Origin of the sequence: Nonomuraea sp. B12E4, assembly GCF_039871825.1 — a bacterium.
Lineage (GTDB): Bacteria > Actinomycetota > Actinomycetes > Streptosporangiales > Streptosporangiaceae > Nonomuraea.
The window spans coordinates 49,681-72,143 of sequence record NZ_JBDPME010000035.1; the positions used below are offsets into that span (position 1 = coordinate 49,681).

A 22,463-nucleotide genomic window follows, 5' to 3' on the forward strand; every position below is an offset into this window, starting at 1 on the left:
ATGCGGGGAAACGAACGCCCCCGGCACCCGCCGAAAAGGCGGAGGCCGGGGGCGCGAGGCCGAGTCCACGGCCGGCGCGTGCGCGTGTAGACCCGCTTGCCCTTGGGGTCGAGGGCGATCTGCTCGCCGGAGTCGCTGCTGCCGGGGGCGCCGAAGGTGGCGGCCCACGCCTCGGGCACCGGGCGTATCACGACCGGGTGCGAAAGGAACTGCGCGGGGCGACCCTCCCGGACATCTTGGGCGGATCACTCACAGAGCCCTGACCTGGAACCATCCGAAAGGACGACCGGCACCCTCCCTCCGGCCGAAGCCGGCAAAGCCGTCGGGTTCCTAGGCTGTCACTCATGGCAGATCAACAAGAGCCGCAGGACGTCCGCATCGAGATCAAGATGATCATGTCCGTGACCGACCCGCGCGCCCTGCGGGACGCGGCGATCGACCTCGTCCGGACGCGGGGCGTCTGGCACGTGGGCCCGGACGCGACCCCCGCCCAGCGGCAGGAGGAGATCGACCGGATCGAGGCCGACCCCGCCCACGCGGTGAGCAACCTGGTCGCGTTCATGAACCTTGACGACCTCGTCGCCGAGCGCGTCCCCGGCCTCCGCCCGGACAGCTCGACCGTGGGCGCGAAGGTGGGCCGACCCGGCGACTTCGACTAGCGCCTCCGGGCGTCAGCGAGCGGGCAGCGAGTCCAGCCAGGCCATCAGGCGCTCGCCCTGGCGCGTCATGACGGTGGGGTCGCGCAGGGCGTTGGTCAACAGCGACATGCCCTGGTACGCGCCCACCAGGGTCAGGGCGAGCCCGTCGGGGTCGGGCTGGCCGAGGTCGCGGAACTGGCGTTCGACCCAGTCGAGGAGCAGCCGGATGACCTTGGCCGCCACCACGTCCAGCCCGCCCTCGGCGCGCTTGTCCAGCTCGGCGGTGAGGGTGCCGGTCGGGCAGCCGTACCTGGCGGCCAGGTCGCGCTGACCGACCCACGCCGCCACCAGACCCTTGAGCCGCTCCCGCGGATCGGGCAGGCGGTCCAGCCGGTCGGTGAGCAGCCCCAACTGGCGGGCGTGCTCGGTGAGCGCGGCGGCGACCAGGTCGTCCTTGGTCTTGTAGTAGTAATAGACGTTGCCCACCGGAACCTCGGCGACGCGCGCGATGTCGGCGATGGTGGTGCGTTCCACGCCCTGCTGATGGACCACCTGGGCCGCGGCGAGCATCAGGCGTTGCCGCTTGGCGCTGGCCGCCTCCGCCCTGGACCCCTTCGAGTCAGTCACCTGACTGACTATAGGCGCCACAACACACGCAAGGGGCGGAGACGCGTTCGTCGATGGCCACCCGGTCCCCGACGGGCCGGGGGTCCGATCTAGGATCAAGGTCATGCCGCTGACGACCGCAGAGGAGTATCGGCGCTGGGCGGGCCGGGAGGCCCTCGGCTCGTCGCCACTCTACGAGCGGCTGGCCCTGGGCGTGGCCGGCGACGGCGAGCTGATCGACTTCCTGTCCGGCCTGCCGCCGGCCAAGCGGCAGCCCAACCTGCTCTTCGCCGCCACCCGGCTGGTCGCCGGGACGCCGGCGGACTACCCGCAGTTCCGGCGGTCGGTGCTCGACCATCGCGAGGCGGTGGCCGCCACGATGCTGTCCCACCGTACGCAGACCAACGAGCCGGCCCGGTGCGCCGCGCTGTATCCCGTGCTCGCCTCCCTGCCGCAGCCGCTGGCCCTGCTGGAGGTCGGCGCGTCCGCGGGGCTGTGCCTGCTGCCCGATCGCTACGGCTACGACTACGACGGCACCCCGGCGGGGGCGGTGGACAGCCCGCTGCGACTGCGCTGCCGCACCGAGGGGGATTCGCGGTTCGCCGGGCCGGGGGCGATCAGCGTCGTCTGGCGGGCCGGCATCGACCTCAACCCACTCGACGTCACCCATCCGGACGATGTGCGCTGGCTGCGTACGCTGGTCTGGCCCGAGCAGCGGGAGCGGCTGGAGCGCCTCGACGCCGCGATCGCGCTGGCCCGGCAGGACCCGCCGCGCATCGTGCGCGGCGACCTCAACGCCCGCCTCGGCGAGGTGGCCGCCCAGGCCACGCCCGGCGCCACCCTCGTGGTCTACCACACCGCCGTGCTCGGCTACCTGCCGGAGGAGGGCCGGGCCGCGTTCGCGGAGCAGGTCGGACGGCTCGGCTGCCAGTGGATCTCCCAGGAGGAGGCGGGCGTCTTTCCCGAGGTCAGCGCCCGGCTCCGGGACGAGCCCGCCGAAGCCGGCTATGTCCTGGCGCTCAATGGAGAGCCCGTCGCGTTCACCGCGCTCCACGGCGGCCGGGTGCGCTGGCTGCCCGAACCCTCCCGCTAGCCCCCCGGGCCGCCGGGCGAGGCCGCCGGACTCGGGGTGGGAGCCGCTAGCCCGCCTGGCTCGGGGCGAGGGCCGCCGGCCCGCCGGACTCGGGGTGGGAGCCGCTAGCTCGCCAGGGCCGCGCCGATCCGGGTGACCGCGGCGACCAGGGGGACGGCCAGTTCGGCGAGGCGGCGCTTGGGGCAGCGGACGCTGGGGACCGCGACGGCGGCCGCGGCGACCGCCCGGCCCGCGCCGTCACGTATGCAGGCACCCACCGCGCGCACCCCGCGCTCGCTCTCCTCGCTGTTGACCGCGTAACCGCGGCGGCGCACGCCCTCCAGCTCGCGGCGCAGCGCGGCCAGGTCGTCGATCGCGGCGGCGCCCCTGGACATGCCCCTGGGGTAGAGGGCGCGCAGCTCCTCCTCGCGCAGCTCGGCCAGCAGCGCCTTGCCGCCGGACGTGGCGTGCGCGGGCAGCAGCATCCCGATCCGGCTGCCCACGTGCAGCGCCTGCGGCCCCTCGACCCCGTCCACGAACCGCACACCGTTGCCCTGCAGCACCATCAGGTGGACGGTCTCCCCCACCTCCACGTTGAGCTCGCGCAGGTGCGGGTGGGCCGTGGTGACCAGGTCGGGCGGGGCGAGGCCGGTCTCGCGCAGCGGGCTCAACGCGGGCCCGGGGCGGTAGACGCGCCGGGCGTCCTGGATCGCGAAGTCGTGGAAGACCAGCATCGCCAGCACCCGGTGCGCGGTCGAGCGGGCCACCCCGAGGTGCTCGGCGACGTCGGCCACCCTGACGTCCCCGCGCTCCTGAAGGAACTTGAGCGTAACCAGCGCGTTCTCCACCGCCTTGAGCGGATAAGTGGGCTGATTCTGCATTCTGGAATGTTAGCAGGGCAAAGTTCCGCAGAGCGACCACCTGTATTACGGTCGGAATGCCGGTCCCGACCGGCTCCGCATCTGCAAGGAGTGAACTCCATGACGACGATCGAGCAGGATCAGGCCGCGCTCGACCAGCTCTACAAGGACTTCGGCGAGCACAATCTGATTCCTCTGTGGACCGCCAGGGACGACCTGATGCCGCTGACACCGCAGCCGGCCGCCGTCCCCTACGTGTGGCGCTGGTCCGACCTCTATCCGCTGGCGCGGCGCTCGGGCGACCTGGTGCCGGTGGGCCGCGGCGGCGAGCGCCGGGCCATCGCGCTGGCCAACCCGGGGCTGCCCGGCCTGCCGTACGCGACCCCGACCCTGTGGGCCGCCATCCAGTACCTCGGCCCGCGCGAGACCGCGCCCTCCCACCACCACACGCAGACCGCGTTCCGGTTCGTGATCGACGGCGAGGGCGTCTGGACGAACGTCGAGGGCGACCCGGTGGCCATGCGCAGGGGCGACCTGCTGCTCACCCCGAGCTGGGCCTTCCACGAGCACCAGAACGTCACCGACAACCCGATGGCCTGGATCGACGGCCTGGACATCCCGCTGGTGCACCAGCTCGACGCCGGGTTCTTCGAGTTCGGCCCGGACAAGCTCACGCTCGCCGAGACCCCGGACCGCTCCCGCAACGAGCGGCTGTGGGGCCACCCGGGGCTGCGCCCGCTCGGGGCGCCGGACCAGCCCAGCTCGCCGCTGATGGCCTACCGCTGGGCCCACACCGACGCGGCGCTGACGGCGCAGCTCGAACTCGCCGATGAGGGACACCCGACCGCGCTCGGCCCCGGCCACGCCGGCGTGCGCTACAGCAACCCGACCACCGGCGGGGACGCGCTGGTCACCATCCGCACCGAGTTCCACCGGCTGCGGGCCGGGGCCCGTACCGAGCCCAGCCGCATCGTCGGCTCGGCGGTGTGGCAGGTCTTCGAGGGCGAGGCCACGGTCTCGCTGGGCCAGGAGCGGTTCTCGGTGCGGAAGGGCGACCTGTTCGCCGTACCGTCCTGGTGTGAGTTCGCGCTGGCGGCGGAGACGCAGGTGGACCTGTTCCGCTTCAGTGACGAGCCCGTTTACGACGCACTCGGCTTCACCCGCCTCGCGCGGCAGGCCACCGGCAGGCAGGAGAACCGATGAAACTCGCCACCATCCGCGTCGCCGGCCAGACCCGGGCGGTGCGCGTCGATGCCGACCGCGCGGTCGAGCTCGGCGCGGCCGACCTGGTGGAGGTGCTGCGCCGGCCCGACTGGCGGGCCACCGCGGCCGCCGCCGACGGCCCCGCCCACCCGCTCGACGGGCTGGACTACGCGCCCCTCGTGACCACGCCCGAGAAGATCATCTGCGTGGGGGTCAACTACCGCAAGCACATCGAGGAGATGGGCCGCGAGGCGCCCGCCTACCCGACGCTCTTCGCCAAGTACAGCCGCGCGCTGATCGGCGCGTACGACGAGATCGTGCTGCCCGCCGGCTCCGAGGCCATGGACTACGAGGCCGAGCTGGCCCTGGTCATCGGCACGGAGGTCAGGAACGCCGACGAGGACGAGGCCAGGGCCGCCATCGCCGGCTACTCCGTGCTCAACGACGTGACCGCCAGGGACTGGCAGTACCGCACCCTGCAGTGGCTGCAGGGCAAGACGTTCGAGGCCACCACGCCGCTCGGCCCCTGGCTGGTCACGCCGGACGAGGTGCCGGCCACCGGCGGCGAGATGAGCTGTGAGGTGGACGGCGAGGTGATGCAGCGTACCGACCTGTCCGACATCCTCTTCGGCCCGGTGGAGCTGGTCTCCTACATCTCGAAGATCATCACGCTGGCACCCGGCGACGTGATCGCCACCGGCACCCCCGGCGGCGTCGGGCACGCCCGCAAGCCCCCGCGCTACCTGGCCGAGGGCACGGTGGTCACCACCAAGATCGAGGGGCTCGGCGAGTGCCGCAACGTCTGCCGGTTGGAGAAGGCATGACGGTGCCCGCACTGGCCTGGGTCCAGGAGGGCACAGCGCTGTTCGAGCGGACGCTGAGCAAGATCGACGACGCCGGCCTGGACGCGCCCTCGGCGCTGCCGGGCTGGCGCCGCCGGCACGTCGTCGCCCACGTCGCCAGCAACGCGGACGCCCTGGTCAACCTGCTCGACTGGGCCCGCACCGGGGTGGAGACCCCGATGTACTCCTCCTCGCAGCAGCGGGCGGCCGACATCGAGGCGGGCGCCGCGCTGCCGGCCGGCGACCTGCGCGCGAAGCTGGATGCCGCGCACGCCCGGCTCGGCCGGGAGCTCGCGGCGATGCCCGCCGGCGCCTGGGCCGCCCAGGTACGCACCGCCCGCGGGCGTGCCGTGCCCGCCTCCGAGGTGGTCTGGATGCGCACCCGGGAGGTCTGGGTGCACGCGGCCGACCTGGACGCCGGCACGAGCCTGCGCGACGTGCCCGCCGACGTGCTGCGCGCGCTGGCCGGGGACGCCGCGGCGGCGTTCGCGGCCAACGCGGAGGCGCCGCGCGTGACCCTCATCGCCGCCGACACCGGCGACCGGTGGGAGCTGGGCATGGCGGGCACGCAGGAAAGCTCCCCTGCGCAGGTGCGCGGGGAGCTGGCGGAGATCACGGCCTACCTGCTCGGCCGCCCGGGCGCCGCCACCGGCCCGGCCCTGCCGGCCTGGCTCTGATGGCCTGGCTCTGATGGCCTGACCCTGACGGCGGTCCCGGACCTGTCGGCGGCCCGGGCCTGTCGTCAGGCGTTTCGCCGCCGCGGCCCGGCGGCTACGTGCGCCGGACCTCCGTGTCGCGCGCCGCCGAGGCGGGAGTTCCCTGCCACGGCGGCGCGCCGGGCACGTGCACGCCGATCAGTGACAGCGCCCGGGCCACGATGTGGTCCACCACGTCGTCCAGCGACTCCGGCTGGGCGTAGAAGGCGGGCATCGGCGGCGCGATGATCGCGCCGATCTCGGTCGCGGTGACCATCGCCCGCAGGTGCCCCAGGTGCAGCGGCGTCTCCCGTACGCACAGGACCAGCCGCCGGCGCTCCTTGAGGGTGACGTCGGCGGCCCGCACCAGCAGGTTCTCCGACACTCCCGAGGCGATGGCGCCCAGGGTCTTGACGCTGCACGGGATCACGATCATCGCGTCCACCGGGTAGGACCCGGACGCGATGGAGGCACCGATGTCCCGGAAGTTGTGCACCACCTCGGCGTCGAACGTGGCCTCCGGCATCTCGTAGGCCGCCGTCCGCCGGGCGGCGGGGCTGACCACGAGGTGCCGTTCCACCCCCGCCGCACCGAGCAGTTGCAGCGTCCGTACGGCCAGGGCCGTGCCGGTCGCACCGGAGACCCCGACGATGACCCGGCGCGGCGCTCCCGCGATGGGCGTGTTCAATGCGCACCTCCGGCGATCGACCGGTTCCACGGCGCCAACCGCCGCTCGACCAACCCGATCAACCCCGTCAACGCCACAGCCGCCAGCATCAGCACCACCACCGCCGCGAACATGCGATCCGGCTGGAAACTGTGCCCCGCATCCACGATCACCCCACCGACCCCGCCGATCGCGGTGAAGAACTCGGCGATCACGATGCCCACCACCGCCTTGCCGATCCCGATCCGCAACCCCGTCATGATCGACGGAATCACCGACGGAATCACGATCTGCGTCAAAATCCGCGGCTGCGACGCGCAGAACGCCGTCCCCACCTCGATCAACGACCGCGGCACGTTCTGCACCCCGTTCCACGTGTTGATCGAGATCGCGAACACCGTCATGGTCATCACCATCGCGGCCTTCACCGCGAACCCCAGACCGAACCACAACATGAACACCGGCGTCAACGCGATCATCGGCATCGCATACCCCGCGATCACCAACCAGCCGATCGCCGCCTCCACCACTCGGAACCGGCCGATCAGCAAGCCCACCGGCACCCCCACCACGATCGCCAGCACATACCCCACCAGGAACGGCTGAGCACTCTCCCACACCGCCACCGGCAACGACCCATCCGCGATCATCCCCAGCAGCGCCGTGAACACCGCGCTGGGCGGCGCCGCCAGAATCGGATCCACCTGCCGCGCGGCCACCTCCCAGATGACCAGCAGCACCACCACCCCAGCGGCGGTGATCAACCGATCCCGGCCGGTGCGCCGCTGCGCCCGGACCCGCCGTGACAGCGCCGACTCATCCTCCACCGGCGCCGCCGCCGAATCTGCCAGCGCGGTCATACCGACACCCCATCCTGCTCCGAAAGCTCCCGGCCATGCACGAGCTGCAGCAACTCATGCCGGCGCCGCGCGAACCGATCCGACCCACGCCGCTCGTCCAAATCGATCGAGTCACCCAGCCGGGTGTCCAGCACCCCGTGCACCCGTCCCGGATCCGGCACCAAGGTGACCACCCGATCGGCCAGCAGCACCGACTCGTCGATGTCATGACTGACGAAGATGATGGTCTTGCCGGTCCGCTGGTGGATCTCCAGCAACTCGGCCTGCATCTTCTCCCTCGTCTGCGCGTCCAAAGCCGAGAACGGCTCGTCCATCAGCAGCACCGCCGGATCGATCGCCAGCGCGCGGGCGATACCCACCCGCTGCCGCATCCCACCCGACAGCTCATGCGGGCGGCGGTTGCCCGCCTGGCCCAGACCGACCAGCTCGATCGCCCGCTCGGCGGCCTCACGCCGCTCTGCCTTGCCCAGCCCGCGAGCCTCCAGCCCGAACTCGACATTGCCCAGCGCGGTACGCCAGGGCAGCAACTCGGCGTTCTGGAACACGATGCCCCGGTTGACCCCGGGACCGTTCACCGGAGTGCCGTCCACCTCGACCGTGCCGGAACTGGGGTGCTCCAACCCCATGATGATCCGCAGCAAGGTGGTCTTACCGCACCCGCTGCGACCGGTCAGCGCCACGATCTCACCACGGCCGACCTGGAAGGACACCTCCTGCAACGCGTGCACCTGGCGGCCCTGGTCATCCTGGAAGACCTTGGACACACCGCGCACGTCCACCGCGACGTCGCCGCTCATTTGGCGTCTCCGTAGTACTTCGACGGCACCTCGCCGATCTTGGCGATGGCCTTCTGCCGGTAGCTGTCGTCCACCATCGGGTCCACCGGTACGGCCGCCTTTGAGATGCCCAGCTTGACCTGCAGATCCGCGATGTACTTGATCTGCTTGACCGGGATCTCGCCGTTCATGGCCAGGTAGCCGCCGTCGTGGAACTCCTTGTACGTCTCCGCGATCATCGGATCGGTGACCGGCACCTTGAGCGTCTTGGCGGCCAGCGCCTTGGCCTCGTCGGCGTGGGCGTCGGCGTACCGCATGCCCTCGACCAGCCCGGCGATGAGACCGGTGACCGCGGTGCCCTTCGACTGGAGCACGTCGTCCCTGGTGATCAGCGCGTACCGGGGGTAGTCCGGCACCACGTCCTTGGCCCGGCCGAGCAGCTTCACCCCGTCCTTGGCGGCCTGCGCCGTGTAGTCCAGGGGTGCGGAGGCGACCTGGATCTGCCCGGCCACCACCGCCTTGTACCGGTCGGCGGAGCCGCCGGAGTTGACCAGCTTCACCGAGGAGGGATCGACCGACGACTGCAGCATCATCGCCTTGGCGACGACGGCCGGCAGGCCGGTCGGGGTGGAGACGCCGAGTGTGGTGCCTCCCATGGCGGCCAGGGAGGCGACGTCGGCCTTGGCGTACAGCGCGTAGTTCTGGCCGGGCATGGTGGAGCCGACGAACTTCAGCTTCGCGCCCTTCTGCACCGCCAGCAGCGCCTCGCTCGGATTGCCCTGGACCACGTCCACCTGCTTGGCCAGCAGGGCGGGGTAGGCCTGCTGGGCGCTCTTGAGCTGGACGACGTTGACCTTGACGCCGTACTTGGCGAAGAGATTCTTCTCCTGGCCCATCAGCAGATAGCCGGAGTCGGCGCCGGGCTCGTAGATGCCGTACGTGATGGTGTCGGCGTCAGTGGAAGCACCGGAAGAGGCACCCCCGCCACACGCGGCGAGTCCGAGGGCCAGGGCTGCGGTCGCCGCCACGATCGCGGTCAGGCGAAGCCTTCTCATGTTGTCTCCTGCACGTGGGGGGTCGGGATGCCGAGCTGGGCCAGCACCCCGGCGAACTTGCGCGCGACCTGCTCGCGCAGCTCCGGGCTGGCCTCGGCCACCGGCGGGAAATCGGCGATCCGGTCGAAGGGACGGACGGCCATGATGACCGCCCGCGAATTGTGGGTCTGCCCGTGCGGGATCCGCGGGTCCAGCGGGCCGCTCCACGCCCGCCGGATGATCTCGATGTCGTCGGCCGGGTCACACCGGGTCGACATCGCCCACAGCACATCGAAGGTGTTCGTGGGGTCGATGTCCTCATCCACCACCACCACGAACCGCCCCAGATACGAGCCCGACTGGCAGGACGCGGCCAGCAGCCCCGCCTGCTTGGCATGCCCGTCATAGGCCTGCTTGATGGAGATGACGTTGAACAGCCGGGCCGCGCCCGCCTCGTGGCACCACACCCCCTGCACCCCGGACAATCCGGCCCGCTCCACCTCGTCCCAGATCATCCCCGCCTTCATCACGCACTTGCTGTAGGAGAAGTTCGACGGCGGCCGGATCGGCGAGGCGACCGTCACGATCGGATCGTCGCGGTGATAGACCCGGCGCACCCGCACCACCGGCTGGTCGGAACGCCCGCCGGCGTAGTAGCCGGTGAACTCGCCGAACGGCCCCTCGGGCGCCACCTCGCCCGGATACATCTCGCCCTCCAGCACCAGCTCGGCCCGGGCAGGCATGGGCAGCCCGTACAGCTCGGAGGAGACCACCTCGAACGGCTCGCCGCGGTGCCCGCCCGCGTAGTCGTACTCCGACAGGCCGTAGCGCAGCTCGTTGCCGGAGGCCAGGAACAGCAGCGGGTCGTGGCCGCAGCAGATCAGCACCGGGCACGGCTCGCCGCGGGCGAAGTACTTCTCCCGGATCTGCCGTCCCTGCTTGCCCGGTGACATCCACAGCCCGACCCGGTCCGGGCCGTGCACCATGCTGCGGTAGGTGCCCAGGTTGACCCAGCCGTCGTCGGGGTCACGCATGATGACCAGGTCGTCGGTGCCGATGTACCGGCCGCCGTCGCGTTCGTGCAGGAAGGGCGCGACCAGCGCGGTCACGTCCACCTCCGCGTCACGCAGCACGTTGTCCAGCACCGGGCCGGTCTCCACGGTGACCGGCGGGATGCTCTTGTGGGTCTTCATCCGGTCCCGGTAGGCGCGCACCACGTCCAGCGGATGGGTCGGGGCGGGCAGGCCCATCGTGAGGGCCAGCCGGGCGGCGGAGTTGGTGGCGCCGGAGAAGGCGCGGTGGCCCGGCTGGGCGCCGACCAGGTCATCGAACAGGACGGCCGGGCCGCCCTCGCCGCTGCGGTGGGCGATGAGCTCGATCAGGGTGCCGAGCTCCAGGTGGGGGTCGACGCCGGACAACCGGACCAGCTGGCCGGAGCTGTCGATCCGGTCGATCAGCTCGCGCAGGTCGGCGTGGGGGGCGTCGTAGTCGTTGTAGCTCACCGGCGCCACCCGCGCGAGGGCACGCCGACGTGACCGTTTCCATGCTGAATCATGACATCTACCCGTTTCGTGGCACAGCGCCCGGATCGGCTGGTTGTTGCCAGAAGTTACGGCGGGTTTGCGCAAAAGGGAATCGAAAGGTGAATGATTCTGCACAGCGGAACAACGTGGCGGTTAGCGTGTGGCCGGCGGATCACAGATCCCGGCTGATGGCCTCGGCCGCGGTGCGCAGCAGGGGCAGGATCATGTGCAGGTTGCCCTGGGTCATCCGCTGGTGGGGCAGGCTGACCGCGAGCGCGGCCAGCGCCCTGCCGAGGTGGTCGCGTACGCACACGGCCACCGCGTCCAGCCCGGGCGCGCTCTCCTCGTGATTCACTCCGTAGGCGAGGTCGCGCACACTGCGCAACTCCGCGCGCAGCGCGTCGGGGTCGGTGATGGTGCGGTCCGTGACCCGGGTGAGGCCGTCCGGAAAGAGCTCCAGCACCTCCTCGTCGGGCAGTTCGGCGAGCAGGATCTTGCCGCCGGAGGTGCTGTGCGCGGGTAGCAACGTCCCGGTACGGGACGACACCCGCAACGGCCGGTCACCCTCCACCCCGTCGATGAAGCGGGCCCCGTTTCCCTCCAGCACGATCAGGTTGACCGTCTCGTGCAACTCGGCCGCCAGCCACTCCATGTGCCGCCTGGCCTTGCGCCGCACGTCCAGCCCGCCCACCGCGGACAGCCCGATCTCCACCATGACCCGGCCGGCGCGGTAGGCCCGCGAGACCCGGTCCTGGGCGACGAAACCACGGTTCGCCAGGGTGAGCAGCAGCCGGTGGGCCGTGGACCTGGCAACCCCCAACTCGTCGCTGACGTCGGTGACCCGCACCTCGCCGCGGTCTCGGATCATGAGCAGGATGAGCATCGCCTTGTCCACCGATCCGATGGCGTACGGGGGGAGCCCGCCGAGGGCGTTGTTCTGCATAACAGAAAAATTACCCCAGTATGCTCCACAATCGACAACACGATGGCACCATGTGCTCGGCGCCCGACCAGGCGCCAGTGCCGGTTACGGCCCGATCCCCCGCCATCCGGCGCACCCAGCACAGGAGCCAGGAGTCTTCATGCCGCGACGGTCCCCCGATTCCGCGAGCCCTTCGACCGAGAGCGAGGTCCTCATCGTCGGCGCCGGCATCGCCGGTCTGGTGCTCGCGCTCGAACTGCACGACGCCGGCGTCGGCTGCCGCGTCTACGAGGCCGTGCCCGAGGTCGGCGCGGTGGGCGTGGGCATCAATCTGCTGCCGCACGCCTCGCGCGTACTGCACCGGCTCGGCCTCGGCGAGGAGCTCCGCAAAACCGCCGTCGTCACCCAGGAGTCGGTGTTCTTCAACCGCTTCGGCCAGCTCATCTACCGGGAGCCGGCCGGCCTGCACGCCGGATACGAGCACCCGCAGTTCTCGATCCATCGCGGCGACCTGCACGCCATCCTGCTGGCGGCGGTGCAGCAGCGCCTCGGCACGGACGCGGTGGTGCTCGGGCACCGGTGCGTCCGGGCGGAGCAGGACGAAAGCGGCGTGACCGCCCACTTCACCGGCCCCGACGGCGCGGAGCTCACCCCCGTACGGGCCCGGGTGCTGGTCGCCTGTGACGGCATCCACTCGGCGCTGCGCAAGCAACTCCACCCGGACGAGGGCCGGCCGCGCTACTCCGGCATCAACATGTGGCGGGGCGTGACCGAGGGCAGGCCGTTCCTGTCCGGGGCGAGCATGGTGCGGGCCGGCTGGATCGACCAGGGCAAGCTCGTCGCCTACCCGATCAGGAACCTGCCGGACGGCGGCCAGCTCCTCAACTGGGTCGTCGAGATCCAGACCCCGCGCCACCTGCAACGCGACTGGAACCGGCGGGGCGACCTGGAGGACTTCATCCACGCCTTCGAGGACTGGCACTTCGACTGGCTCGACGTGCCGGCGATGATTCGCGGCTCTGAGAGCGTACTGGAGTATCCGATGGTGGACCAGGACCCGCTGGACCGCTGGAGCTTCGGCCGGATCACCCTGCTCGGCGACGCCGCCCACCCGATGGTGCCGCGCGGCTCCAACGGCGCCGGCCAGGCGATCCTCGACGCCCGCGCCTTCCGCCACCACCTGACCACCGCGCCGGACCCGGTGACGGCGCTGCGCGCGTACGAGGCGGAGCGGCTGCCCGCGACCGCCCAGGTGGTGCTGGCCAACCGGAGCATGCCGCCGGACGTGATCATCCGCGAGGTGTGGCAGCGCACCGGTGACCGGCCCTTCGACTCCATCGACGATGTGATCAAGGTGGAGGAGCTGGCGGAGATCTCGCAACGCTACAAGGACATCGCCGGCTTCTCAGCGGAGGCCCTGCGCACCGACGCATGACCCGAACCGCCTCGATGTGAGGCCCCCGGCAGGGCCCCGGCGGCCGGGTCGCCGGGGTTTCACGCCTTGAGCAGGCGCTCGCTCAGCTCCCAGAGCCGCCGTGCCGACTCCGGGTCGATGGCGTGCGGTACGACGTCGGACGACACGTGCTGGTCGACACCGAAGTCGATGGGCTCCGGGGTTCCCAGCGGCGAGACGTCGTTGTCCTTCAGGTAGACACCACCGATGCCGGCGAGCAGCGGGCTGGTCGCGGCGAACACGGCGGTGCCGGCACCCTGCTGCGGGGTCTTCCTCTCCCGGTCGGGGTCGATGATCGGCCGGCCCGAGGCGTCTACCAGCCCCATGGCCTGGTTCAGGGCCAGCACCTGGTCCTCGGGCATCGAGCTTCCCAGGTTCGTGCCGACGACGATGCCCGGGTGCGCGGCGTAGCCACGGATTCCGTCTCCCGCCCAGCGCCGGTCCAGCTCGACGGCGAACAGGACGTTGGCGGTCTTCGACTGGCCGTAGGCGAGCATGGGGTCGTAGCCGGTGTTGAAGTGCGGGTCGTCCCAGCGGATGTCAGAGAGCCGGTGGCCGCCGGAGGTCACGTTGACGACCCGGGCGCCATGAGCGGCACGCAGCGCGGGCAACAGGCCCAGGGTCAGCTGGAAGTGGCCGAGATGGTTGGTCGCGAACTGTGATTCGTAGCCGCGCGCGTCTCGCACCAGCGGTCCGGCCATGATGCCGGCGTTGTTGATCAGGATGTGGAGCGGACGGCCGGAATCGAGCAGGCGGGCGGCGAAGGCGTCGATCGACGCCGGATCGAGGAGGTCCAGCCGGCCGACTTCGACGCGCTCGATCCCGGCCAGCCTGGGGGCGGCGCGGTCCGGGTCGCGCGAGCCCACGATGACGGACGCGCCCGCCTTGCTGAGCGCACGCGTGGTCTCCAGGCCGAGCCCGACGTGGCCACCGGTGACGACGACGTTCCTGCCGGACAGATCCATGCCCTTGAGAACCTCGTCGGCGGTCGAGGCGGCGGTGAATCCGGTTCCGATGGGGTGCTGCTTCTGTGTCATGCCACCAGCCTGCGGCCTGCCTCCCGGACTCTGAATAGTTGTCAGTCCGTATTTTTTGCGCGATAGTACGAACATGGTCGCTGATCAACTGTCCGAGGTGTTCGACCTCGTCGAGATCCGCAGCCTGATATCGGGCGGGCTCGCGGCGCGGGGCCCCTGGGTGTCGCGCGCGGCCATCGACGGCCCCCTGAAGTTCTTCGCGATGGTGAGCGGCCGGGCCCGCCTGACCACCGACGGCGGTGACGGGCCGATCGACCTGGAGCCGGGTGACGTCGCCATCCTCAACAACCGGTCATGGCTGGAGCTCCAAGGCGGCACCGGAGACGGACCGCGCCGCGAGATCGCGCCCCAGGCGGGCTTTCCCTTCACCGGCCTTGCCGCCGCCGGCCACGGCACCGATGACGTCGTCGTCGGCGGTCGCGTCGATCTCAACCCGGCCGGTCAGGCACTGCTGCTGCAGGCGCTACCGCCGGTGGGGCGCGTCCGGGCCTCGGCCGCCGCGGCGGCCAACCTGCGTGGCACTCTCCACCGGCTGTTCGACGAGGCGACCACGAGCCGGATGGGCTCGGCGTTCGCGATCCGGCAGTACGGCCAGCTCCTGCTGCTCGAAGTGCTGCGCGCGTACGTCGGCCAGGCCGAGCCGCCCCCGGGGTGGCTGCGGCTGCTGACCGACGAGCGGTTGCGTCCGGCACTCGGCCTCATGCATGCCGAACCCGGGAAACAGTGGGGCCTGGAGGAGCTGGCGAGCGCCGCGGCTATGTCACGGACGTCGTTCGCCGAGCGCTTCCGGACCGTGGCGGGCCTGCCGCCGCTGGCCTACCTCAACCGCTGGCGGATGCTGCTGGCGCAGCGGGCTCTTCGTGACGGCGACGTCCGCGTCGGGTCGCTGGCGGCCGAGCTGGGCTACGCGTCGGAGAGCGCGTTCAGCACCGCGTTCAAGCGGGAGGTCGGGGAGTCGCCGCTGCGCTACCGGCGCCGGGTGCGCGGTGAATCGCCGTCCCGTGCCGAGTCCGTAGCGATATGACGTACACGGCGCTCGCCCGGCTATTCCCCCCATTGGGTTCTCACATGACGAAAAGCCTCCATCTGGCCAGACGGTCGGGGTCCTGGACCTGACGCCCGCTAACCGGCCCACATGACCCTGATGACGACGATCAAGAACGCGCTGCCGACCGCTACCCCCTGGGGCGGCCATCTTCTCGCTCAGACGGCCCGCGACCCGGGCCCCATGAAGATCTCCCTGAAGTGGCCTGATAGCGCGCAATGTCGTCTTCGCCGATCCAGCCGTGTTCGAGGCTTTCGACCTGCCCCGACGCCTTTCTTGAGAAAAGTTCGAGCGGAGGCTCACTGGCAGCCTGAGCTTCGTGCACGCGCTGATGGCGGCGGACCTGATCGACGAATACCGGCTGCTGACCTTCCCCACGATCCTCGGCGCCGGCGACCGCCCCTTCCCCGCCGGCGGGGCACCCGTCCACCTGGAGTTCCTGTCGGCCGAGCCCGCCGGCCCTACCGTGCTCACGCGATACGGGAGAGCGACGCACTGACCAGGCGACCTGGCGGGCCGCCCGCCTGACGCCGCTGAATGGCCGGGCTTCACTCGGAGGACGCGACACGCCGTGCCCGCGGGCACCGGAATGTGTCCCGTCGCACTGTCGGCGTTAACTTTTCCGACAGGCGGAGGTCCATTTCGCCGACATACGTTCGGGCAGGCTGCACCCCTCAAGGAGGTTTCGTCGATGGAACGTCGTAATTTCCTGCGCGCCTCCGTGCTCGGCGCGAGCACGGTCGCCTTCTCCGGCACCCTCTGGCAGGGCGCCGCGCTGGCCGCCCCGGCCCAGAACGCCCCCGGCCCCTACGGCTCCCTGCAAGCCGCCGACGCCAACGGCATCCTGTTGCCGGCCGGCTTCACCAGCCGGGTCATCGCCCGCTCCGGCCAAGCTGTCCCCGGCACGTCCTACATCTGGCACAGCGCCCCCGACGGAGGCGCCTGCTTCGCCGACGGCAGCGGCTGGATCTACGTCTCCAACTCCGAGATCAACCCCGGCGGCGGCGCCTCGGCCCTCCGCTTCAACTCCAGCGGCGACGTCACCTCGGCGTACCGGATCCTGTCCGGCACCAGGACCAACTGCGCGGGCGGAAAGACGTCCTGGAACACCTGGCTGTCGTGCGAGGAGGTCAGCCTGGGCTACGTCTACGAGACGTACCCGTTCGGCGGCACCGCCGTCCAGCGTCCCGCGATGGGACGGTTCAAGCACGAGGCGGCCGCCGCCGACCCGGTACGCGGGGTGATCTACCTCACCGAGGACGAGACCAACGGGCGCTTCTACCGGTTCATCCCCAGCACCTGGGGCGACCTGTCATCCGGCACCCTCCAGGTCCTGATCGCGGGATCCGCCACCTCAGGCTCCTTCAGCTGGGCGAACGTCCCCGACCCCGACGGCTCGCCGACGGCGACGCGCAGCCAGGTGTCCGGTTCCAAGTCGTTCAACGGTGGCGAGGGCTGCCACTACGCCAACGACACGGTCTGGTTCACCACCAAGGGCGACAACCGGGTGTGGCAGCTCAACCTGAACAACAACACCTACGAACTCGCCTACGACGACAGCCTGGTCAGCCCCGGCTCCCCGCCGCTCACCGGCGTCGACAACGTCACCGGCTCCTCCTATGGCGACCTGTACGTGGCCGAGGACGGCGGCAACATGGAGATCTGCCTGATCACCCAGGACGACAAGATCTCCCCGTTCCTGCGGATCAGCGGCCAGAGCTCCTCGGAGATCACCGGCCCGGCCTTCAACCCCGCCGGGAACCGCCTGTACTTCTCCTCCCAGCGTGGCACCTCCGGATCCTCCTCCGGCGGCATCACCTACTGCGTGACCGGCCCGTTCCGCACCTGAGACCGGTCGCCCCGCACCGCGCACGACTGCCCGTGCGCGGTGCGGCTCTTTCCGACCAGCCCCCTTACGGCCCTTCCGGCCCGAACGCGTCCGATCAGCCCTCTTCCGGCCTGCGCATGAGCACGCATCGCCGCCGAGGCCGATCAGAGTGTCGTCGGCCGACAGGGCCGTGAAGGCCGGGGTCAGCCGGACCTGTCCGTCGCTCGGCTCGACGACGCCGTACGCCTCCAGGGCGGCGACCACGTTCGAGACCCTGGCAACCGGCAGGCCCGCACCCTAACTCCCACCACGCGCCCCTTCTTCCCGCACCCCCTCCCCTACGCCATGATCGCGGCGAGTCCAGGCATCCGACCGTCGACCCAGCCCATGAAACCGGGCGACGGCTTCCCACTGGTGCAGGATCGAGACGATCTCGCCGGGCCGGGCCGGTGCGAACAGGTCGGCTTCCTCGAATGCCTCGCCCGGAGCTCTGGCTGCCAGGACGTATCCAAGGCGGCCGTTCGTGAACTGCCGGAGCTGACCCGACGGCCAGACGTCAGCCCGCGCCCCCTGGCAGCAGAGCTTGAGCCCTTCCGCCTCCAACCGGCGGCGCAGACCGATGAGGCAATCCAGCAGGTCATCTCCACTCACCTCCAGCCGGAGACCGCGGCAGGTGAGTGCGAGCCGGGCCGGCACGGAGTCACAGAGCAGGAGCGTCGCCTCTGTGGTTCGGCCCTCGTGATCGACGATGTCCAGCCGGAGGGTTTCCTCGGGCGGTGTCCGCTCAGGCACGTTCATCGACCTCAGTCCACCACAAGCGGGACACTCCAACCGCCCGGTGCCAGCCCGTACGTTGGTCGACACGGTGGGAGAGGACCTGGCCACCGGGTTGACCGGCCGTCCGCCGTACCGCGAGCACTGACGCGGTGGTCACCTGGTGCCAGGTCAGGCGGCCGGCACCCCGAACCGTGCGACGACGGCCGTCAGATCCAGGACAAGGCGCTTTGCTTCAACCAGCGCGCCGATCGTCGACCTCGACCGACGACAAGGACGGCCACGACCTCGCAAGTCGTACGAGCTCATCGCCTGTCATTCCGCTCCCCGCAGGCAGGGACTCATCCGGCCGGAAATGGATGACCGTCCCGGTGGTGCCATCACCGGCAACAGGCTCCAGATCCGTCACAGGAACGCCGTACTCGTAATGCTGAGTCCAGGCTCCGTTCTGGCGGCGGTTGGTATGGACGAGCCATTCGCTGAGGGCCGCGACAACGGACATTCCCCGGCGCGGATGACCATCGGGAAGCACCTGCGCATCAGGATGGTCGAAGAACCGTAGGTCCTTCGACGCCATAATCGGTTTCTTCACAGCCCGATCGTGATCGTCCAGGCGCGTGTCCGTGCCTCGCCCGCCATCCGCAATGGAAACTGAGCCATCGGGGAGGAGCGTGATGGCACAACGTCCCCCGTTGTTGCACTCCGCCTCGTCGGCTACGTACGCGACGATTTCCAGGATCAGGTGCGGGACACCGCCGGGAGCGAATGCGGCGGGCCTTTGACGAATGTGCGCGAGGTGATCGACGTCCACGCCTCGCGCCCAATCGTGCGTCGTGTTGAGCCAGGTGGTCCTCGAGGTGCCCATCAGGGAATTATCCCATCCGGGCAACCGGGCATCGGCGCACACGCTGACCCGCCGCATACCGACCACGACCACGGCGAGGCTCCGGTTCATGGTCGGGCTTCGTCAGGCGCGCCTCACCCTCACACCACCTCGGCGAGGCGGTCCACCTGGGCCGGGTCCAGGCCGTGGCAATAGAGCATGACCTCGTCGGCGCCCAGATCGGCGAAGGCGGCGATCGCCGCGCGGACCTCGGCGGGCGTGGTGAGCATACCGGCGACCATCCGGTCGGCCATGCCGGTGAAGGTGTAGTACGCGTGCATGTTGGCGCGCGCGTCGTCGATCACTTCTTGCGGGCCGAGCGCGACGTTGACCTGCGCGACGATGCGGGGTTGGCCGTCCCGGCCGTACTGCTGCCAGAACGTGCGTACGGTGTCGAACAGGCCACCCGCCCACGAGGGTGCCGCGGCGGCCAGGAACCCGTCGCCCCAGCGTGCGACGCGTTCGAGCGCGACGGGCTGGAAGCCGCCGAAAAGCACCGCAGGACCGCCGGAACGGGCCGGTGCGGGGCCGATCGGGCCGGCGTCCTGCCCGTACGACTCACCGGACCAGATGCGGCGCATCACCGCCATCTGCTTGTCCAGGCGGCGCCCTCGGGTGCGGATGTCGACGCCCGCGACCTGGTGATCGTCCTGGCGGCCCCCGATCCCCAGGCCGAGGGTCAGGCGACCCCCGGTCATCCGGTCCAGGGTGGCGGCCTGCTTGGCGAGCAGGGCGGTTTCGCGCAGCGGGGCCAGCAGCACCTCGGTCTGGACGCGGACACGGGACGTGGCGCCCGCCAGCACGGCAAGGGCGATGAGGGGTTCGGGGTTGTGGTAGACCAGCCGGTCGAGCAGGCCGAGCGTGCTGAAGGGCCCGGCGTCGGCGCGCCGAGCCCAGTCCAGCAGGGTGACCGGGTCGCCAATGGGCAGGCCGATACCGACGTTCATGAGTGATGCCTCCGAAGGGAAGGGTCGACAAAGACGACTGCCGCCCCTCCGGCACCTCATCGAGGTGGGACGCTCTCGCCCTGCGGCGAACTTCTGGAGAGCATCACGTCGAAGTGATCACACTGTAGGACGGACGGCGTTCATCCAGCAAATCGATCGATCGGCCCGACGATGACCCGCCCTCGATGGCGCCGGGATGACCGGTTTCCATCAGGAATAAGCCCTCCCAGTACCCCTCATGGCTCTCGGTGAAGTCATTCGGAGTGGCTGAGGGTCTTGCTGAGTGGGCGCCGTCACCCGTCCGTACCCGGCGCGGAGCTGGAGGTGGTTCAGGAGTCGAGGACCTTGATCGCGCCCGAGTCGCTGGACAGGGTGATCGAGCGCGACGCCGCGGCGTCATGAGGCGCGTTGATCTCCTTGTGGCCCGAGTCCGACTTGGCAGCGATGTTGTACGGCCCTTCCGGCACGCGCACCTCGGTGTTGCCGGAGTCCGTCGACGTCTCCACCTTGTCCGGCTGGGCGGTGAAGGCGAGCGTGATGGCGCCTGAGTCGGTCTTCGTGACGACGCGCCCACCGGCCAGCCCGCTGCCGTCGATCTTGCCCGAGTCGCTGGCCGCGTCCACGTCACCGGACACGTCCCGCAGTGTCACGCTTCCGGAGTCGCTGACGGTCTTGACGCGCAGCCCGCGCGGGATCTCGACCTGGTAGCCGACTTCGCAGCTCGCTCCGCCCAGCCAGCCGCCCGGACAGGTGAACTTCAGCACAAGGGTGTCCCCTTGCGTCTCATGGCTGGCGACGGGCTTCTTTCCGCGCCAGCTGAACTGCTCGGTCACGTGGACGCCCTCCCGGCCGGACCCGGTCACCTCGATGCCGCCCGCGTCGGACTCGATCTGTATCGCGGTCACCTTGTCCGTGACGTCGTACGACGCCGTGTCCTGCTCGAGGGCGCCGGCCATGCCGCACCCGGTCAACAGCGCCGCGAGCGTCGCCGAACCCGCGACCACGACTAGGCTCCTCATGCTCATGAAGCCGAGTTTCACGGAAGGCACGCCGGGGCGGGATCCGGGACGTCCCTGATAGTCCCCCTGACAGCGTCCCTGAGACCGGCTGAGCCGCCGTGAAAGCCCACGACCGACCAGCCCCGCGCTCGCATCCGAAGTCCCGGCACGGCCGGTCGGTCGCCGTGGCCCTGACGAGCGTGACGTCAGGGCCACGCTGTCAGAACCACGTCCGTTCAGAACCGCCGCAGGGTGAAGGTGTCCACCGGCTTGCCGGCGAACAGCAAATCCATGCGCCCGCTCAGCACGTAGAAGCGGCCGTTCGGGTCGGCGGCCGCCGTGGTCGGTGCCGGATCCTTCCAGAACTTCTGGCCGGCGACTTTTGCGCTCTCCCAGTCCTTGGCCGGCCGTACGACCGCGACCGCGTTGGCGGGGGTTTGGCTGAGCCTGTTGCGCACCACCAGCAGCGACCCGTCGCGGCGTAGGGCGATGCCGTCCGCGCCGGTCAGGGGCCGGTCGAGCGGCACCCGGCGCAGCGAGCTGGGGTCCTTCGCCGACACCCGCCACAGCGTGCCGTCGTTGGTCTTCGCGACGATCAGGTTGCCATCCTGCCAGGCGATGCCGTTGGCCGCGAAGTCGCTGCCGCCGAGCCGGTCGTCGCGGAGGAAGACCGATGCGCGGCCGTCCGTACCGACCCGATAGATCACGGGCGCGAAGGAGTCGGTGACGTACGCGGTCCCGTCCGGGGCGACCGCGATGTCATTACCGAAGTGGTTCTCCTTGGCCCCGCCGGTGGTCGCGGCGAGGTCCACATAGCGCACCCGCTTCCCGGTCCGCAGGTCGTACACCCCGAGCCCGGCCACATGCTTCTGGGTCGCGGGCGAGGACTGCACGCTGGCGCCGTCGTCGGCGTTCGCCACGAACAGCCGCTGGCGGGCCGAGTCGATCTGGATCCCGACAGCGGAGATCAGCTTCGGGTCGTGTACCAGCGTCTTGACCGATCCGTCCGGCCGCACGATGGACACGGTCCCGTGGCGCATCGAGCTGACAAGGAACGCCTTGCGCTCGGGATCGTAGACGACTCCCTCGGGGTGCAACGTCGGCGCATGACCGTTGATCACTGCCGGATACCGGCCGCTGTCGGAAACCTCAGCCGATGCGGCAACCGGCGCCACGGTCATGGTGAGCGCGACCACGGCCGATACGCCAAACGAGCGGCGGATAAATGTCGCAGGCATAAAAGCTCTCCTGTGATGTCCGAATAGAACGCCAACAACCCTGCAGCATCAGCAATCAATGAGTCCAATGCATACTTTTCACCGAAAGCGATCTGACTTCACGATTGATCGGCAGGCGCTACCCGGTCACGGAAGCCGCCGGGCGGGAGTTGGTTTCGAGGACGTCCTGGGCGCCGGCCCAGGTGGGTCCCTGCGACTGACGCGGGCCGCGATCGACGCCTTCCCGACGGTTGCCTCCACGCTGAGCCGATCACTGCTCTGTAAGCAGCGTGCGATGGCGCTGCCAGCCCGCGGGCAGGGATTTTCTCACCTCGATCAGCACGTCAACGCACTGGACAAGACAACCTCTTTCCGGCCGGGCAAGCGGACCTCGGCGACGAAGGAGGTTGCGATGTCCGATCGTCGTTTCAAGCCGCCGGCCCAGCCGGCCCGCGTGGAAAGCCGCCGCGCCCCCGAAGGACGGCCGATGTGATCGTCGGTGTGACCAGCGCCGAGACGCTAGGCGACGCGCTCAGGCAGACCGGCGGCCGGTAACGCGCCCCGGCCGCGACCGGAAGACGCA

At 70.3% G+C, this 22,463-nt stretch carries 24 protein-coding genes; 10 read left to right on the forward strand and 14 right to left on the reverse strand.

Annotation, left to right across the window (positions count from 1 at the left end; genetic code table 11):
* Positions 1-344: 344 nt before the first annotated feature.
* Positions 345-659, forward strand: coding sequence for a hypothetical protein (locus ABGB18_RS43370; RefSeq protein WP_347701536.1), 315 nt, complete (start codon positions 345-347; stop codon positions 657-659).
* A 12-nt stretch (positions 660-671) separates the two neighbouring features.
* Here the strand turns inward: ABGB18_RS43370 and ABGB18_RS43375 are convergent, their stop codons facing one another.
* Entirely contained in the window at positions 672-1,265 is a 594-nt protein-coding gene (locus ABGB18_RS43375) for a TetR/AcrR family transcriptional regulator (protein WP_347701537.1), read from the reverse strand.
* A gap of 103 nt (positions 1,266-1,368) precedes the next feature.
* On the opposite strand from ABGB18_RS43375, the gene ABGB18_RS43380 reads away from it, so the two are divergent.
* Positions 1,369-2,337, forward strand: coding sequence for a DUF2332 domain-containing protein (locus tag ABGB18_RS43380; RefSeq protein ID WP_347701538.1), 969 nt, complete (start codon positions 1,369-1,371; stop codon positions 2,335-2,337).
* A 104-nt stretch (positions 2,338-2,441) separates the two neighbouring features.
* Here the strand turns inward: ABGB18_RS43380 and ABGB18_RS43385 are convergent, their stop codons facing one another.
* Positions 2,442-3,197, reverse strand: a complete 756-nt coding sequence (locus ABGB18_RS43385) for an IclR family transcriptional regulator (RefSeq protein WP_347701539.1) — start codon at positions 3,195-3,197, stop codon at positions 2,442-2,444.
* A gap of 99 nt (positions 3,198-3,296) precedes the next feature.
* Here ABGB18_RS43385 and ABGB18_RS43390 point away from each other — a divergent pair, with 99 nt between their 5' ends.
* From ABGB18_RS43390 to ABGB18_RS43400, 3 genes are read left to right on the forward strand one after another with little or no spacing between them, the layout of a single operon-like run.
* Entirely contained in the window at positions 3,297-4,379 is a 1,083-nt protein-coding gene (locus ABGB18_RS43390; RefSeq protein WP_347701540.1) for a cupin domain-containing protein, read from the forward strand.
* Entirely contained in the window at positions 4,376-5,203 is an 828-nt protein-coding gene (locus tag ABGB18_RS43395) for a fumarylacetoacetate hydrolase family protein (protein ID WP_347701541.1), read from the forward strand. The genes ABGB18_RS43390 and ABGB18_RS43395 overlap by 4 nt, the downstream gene beginning before the upstream one ends.
* Positions 5,200-5,898 carry a maleylpyruvate isomerase family mycothiol-dependent enzyme gene (locus ABGB18_RS43400; protein ID WP_347701542.1) on the forward strand — a complete coding sequence of 233 codons (699 nt, stop codon included), beginning with the start codon at positions 5,200-5,202 and terminating at the stop codon, positions 5,896-5,898. The genes ABGB18_RS43395 and ABGB18_RS43400 overlap by 4 nt, the downstream gene beginning before the upstream one ends.
* Positions 5,899-5,992: 94 nt before the next feature.
* On the opposite strand, the gene ABGB18_RS43405 is transcribed toward ABGB18_RS43400, so the two are convergent.
* The 6 genes from ABGB18_RS43405 to ABGB18_RS43430 all read right to left on the reverse strand — a co-directional run bounded on the left by ABGB18_RS43405 (position 5,993) and on the right by ABGB18_RS43430 (position 11,719).
* The gene (locus tag ABGB18_RS43405; RefSeq protein WP_347701543.1) at positions 5,993-6,604 is read right to left on the reverse strand and encodes a UbiX family flavin prenyltransferase; all 612 of its coding nucleotides are present in this window, start codon (positions 6,602-6,604) and stop codon (positions 5,993-5,995) included.
* Positions 6,601-7,443, reverse strand: coding sequence for an ABC transporter permease (locus tag ABGB18_RS43410; protein ID WP_347701544.1), 843 nt, complete (start codon positions 7,441-7,443; stop codon positions 6,601-6,603). Before ABGB18_RS43410 ends, ABGB18_RS43405 begins: the two co-directional genes overlap by 4 nt.
* On the reverse strand, positions 7,440-8,240 hold the full coding sequence (locus ABGB18_RS43415) for an ABC transporter ATP-binding protein (RefSeq protein ID WP_347701545.1): 801 nt from the start codon (positions 8,238-8,240) through the stop codon (positions 7,440-7,442). Before ABGB18_RS43415 ends, ABGB18_RS43410 begins: the two co-directional genes overlap by 4 nt.
* The gene (locus ABGB18_RS43420) at positions 8,237-9,274 is read right to left on the reverse strand and encodes an ABC transporter substrate-binding protein (protein ID WP_347701546.1); all 1,038 of its coding nucleotides are present in this window, start codon (positions 9,272-9,274) and stop codon (positions 8,237-8,239) included. Before ABGB18_RS43420 ends, ABGB18_RS43415 begins: the two co-directional genes overlap by 4 nt.
* Entirely contained in the window at positions 9,271-10,755 is a 1,485-nt protein-coding gene (locus tag ABGB18_RS43425) for a UbiD family decarboxylase (RefSeq protein WP_347701547.1), read from the reverse strand. The genes ABGB18_RS43420 and ABGB18_RS43425 overlap by 4 nt, the downstream gene beginning before the upstream one ends.
* 193 nt (positions 10,756-10,948) lie before the next feature.
* Positions 10,949-11,719: an IclR family transcriptional regulator gene (locus ABGB18_RS43430; protein ID WP_347701548.1), complete on the reverse strand. Its 771-nt coding sequence runs from the start codon at positions 11,717-11,719 to the stop codon at positions 10,949-10,951.
* Between the two features lie 139 nt (positions 11,720-11,858).
* On the opposite strand from ABGB18_RS43430, the gene ABGB18_RS43435 reads away from it, so the two are divergent.
* The gene (locus tag ABGB18_RS43435) at positions 11,859-13,133 is read left to right on the forward strand and encodes a flavin-dependent oxidoreductase (protein ID WP_347701549.1); all 1,275 of its coding nucleotides are present in this window, start codon (positions 11,859-11,861) and stop codon (positions 13,131-13,133) included.
* A 59-nt stretch (positions 13,134-13,192) separates the two neighbouring features.
* Here ABGB18_RS43435 and ABGB18_RS43440 read toward each other — a convergent pair whose 3' ends face one another.
* The gene (locus ABGB18_RS43440; RefSeq protein WP_347701550.1) at positions 13,193-14,188 is read right to left on the reverse strand and encodes an SDR family NAD(P)-dependent oxidoreductase; all 996 of its coding nucleotides are present in this window, start codon (positions 14,186-14,188) and stop codon (positions 13,193-13,195) included.
* A 73-nt stretch (positions 14,189-14,261) separates the two neighbouring features.
* On the opposite strand from ABGB18_RS43440, the gene ABGB18_RS43445 reads away from it, so the two are divergent.
* The 3 genes from ABGB18_RS43445 (at position 14,262) to ABGB18_RS43455 (ending at position 17,082) form a co-directional block, all read left to right on the forward strand.
* Positions 14,262-15,212 (forward strand): AraC family transcriptional regulator, encoded by a 951-nt coding sequence (locus ABGB18_RS43445; RefSeq protein WP_347701551.1) that lies wholly within the window; start codon positions 14,262-14,264, stop codon positions 15,210-15,212.
* Positions 15,213-15,543: 331 nt separating this feature from the next.
* Positions 15,544-15,732 (forward strand): dihydrofolate reductase family protein, encoded by a 189-nt coding sequence (locus ABGB18_RS43450; protein ID WP_347701567.1) that lies wholly within the window; start codon positions 15,544-15,546, stop codon positions 15,730-15,732.
* A 192-nt stretch (positions 15,733-15,924) separates the two neighbouring features.
* On the forward strand, positions 15,925-17,082 hold the full coding sequence (locus tag ABGB18_RS43455; RefSeq protein ID WP_347701552.1) for an alkaline phosphatase PhoX: 1,158 nt from the start codon (positions 15,925-15,927) through the stop codon (positions 17,080-17,082).
* 276 nt (positions 17,083-17,358) lie between these two features.
* On the opposite strand, the gene ABGB18_RS43460 is transcribed toward ABGB18_RS43455, so the two are convergent.
* The 5 genes from ABGB18_RS43460 to ABGB18_RS43480 all read right to left on the reverse strand — a co-directional run bounded on the left by ABGB18_RS43460 (position 17,359) and on the right by ABGB18_RS43480 (position 21,901).
* Positions 17,359-17,859 carry a hypothetical protein gene (locus ABGB18_RS43460; RefSeq protein WP_347701553.1) on the reverse strand — a complete coding sequence of 167 codons (501 nt, stop codon included), beginning with the start codon at positions 17,857-17,859 and terminating at the stop codon, positions 17,359-17,361.
* Positions 17,860-18,070: 211 nt separating this feature from the next.
* Positions 18,071-18,790 (reverse strand): hypothetical protein, encoded by a 720-nt coding sequence (locus tag ABGB18_RS43465; RefSeq protein ID WP_347701554.1) that lies wholly within the window; start codon positions 18,788-18,790, stop codon positions 18,071-18,073.
* Between the two features lie 29 nt (positions 18,791-18,819).
* Positions 18,820-19,665 carry an LLM class flavin-dependent oxidoreductase gene (locus ABGB18_RS43470; protein ID WP_347701555.1) on the reverse strand — a complete coding sequence of 282 codons (846 nt, stop codon included), beginning with the start codon at positions 19,663-19,665 and terminating at the stop codon, positions 18,820-18,822.
* A 329-nt stretch (positions 19,666-19,994) separates the two neighbouring features.
* Positions 19,995-20,690: a DUF4097 family beta strand repeat-containing protein gene (locus ABGB18_RS43475; RefSeq protein WP_347701556.1), complete on the reverse strand. Its 696-nt coding sequence runs from the start codon at positions 20,688-20,690 to the stop codon at positions 19,995-19,997.
* A 209-nt stretch (positions 20,691-20,899) separates the two neighbouring features.
* Positions 20,900-21,901 (reverse strand): SMP-30/gluconolactonase/LRE family protein, encoded by a 1,002-nt coding sequence (locus ABGB18_RS43480; protein WP_347701557.1) that lies wholly within the window; start codon positions 21,899-21,901, stop codon positions 20,900-20,902.
* 274 nt (positions 21,902-22,175) lie between these two features.
* Here ABGB18_RS43480 and ABGB18_RS43485 point away from each other — a divergent pair, with 274 nt between their 5' ends.
* On the forward strand, positions 22,176-22,373 hold the full coding sequence (locus ABGB18_RS43485) for a hypothetical protein (RefSeq protein WP_347701558.1): 198 nt from the start codon (positions 22,176-22,178) through the stop codon (positions 22,371-22,373).
* The last annotated feature ends 90 nt before the right edge of the window (positions 22,374-22,463 follow it).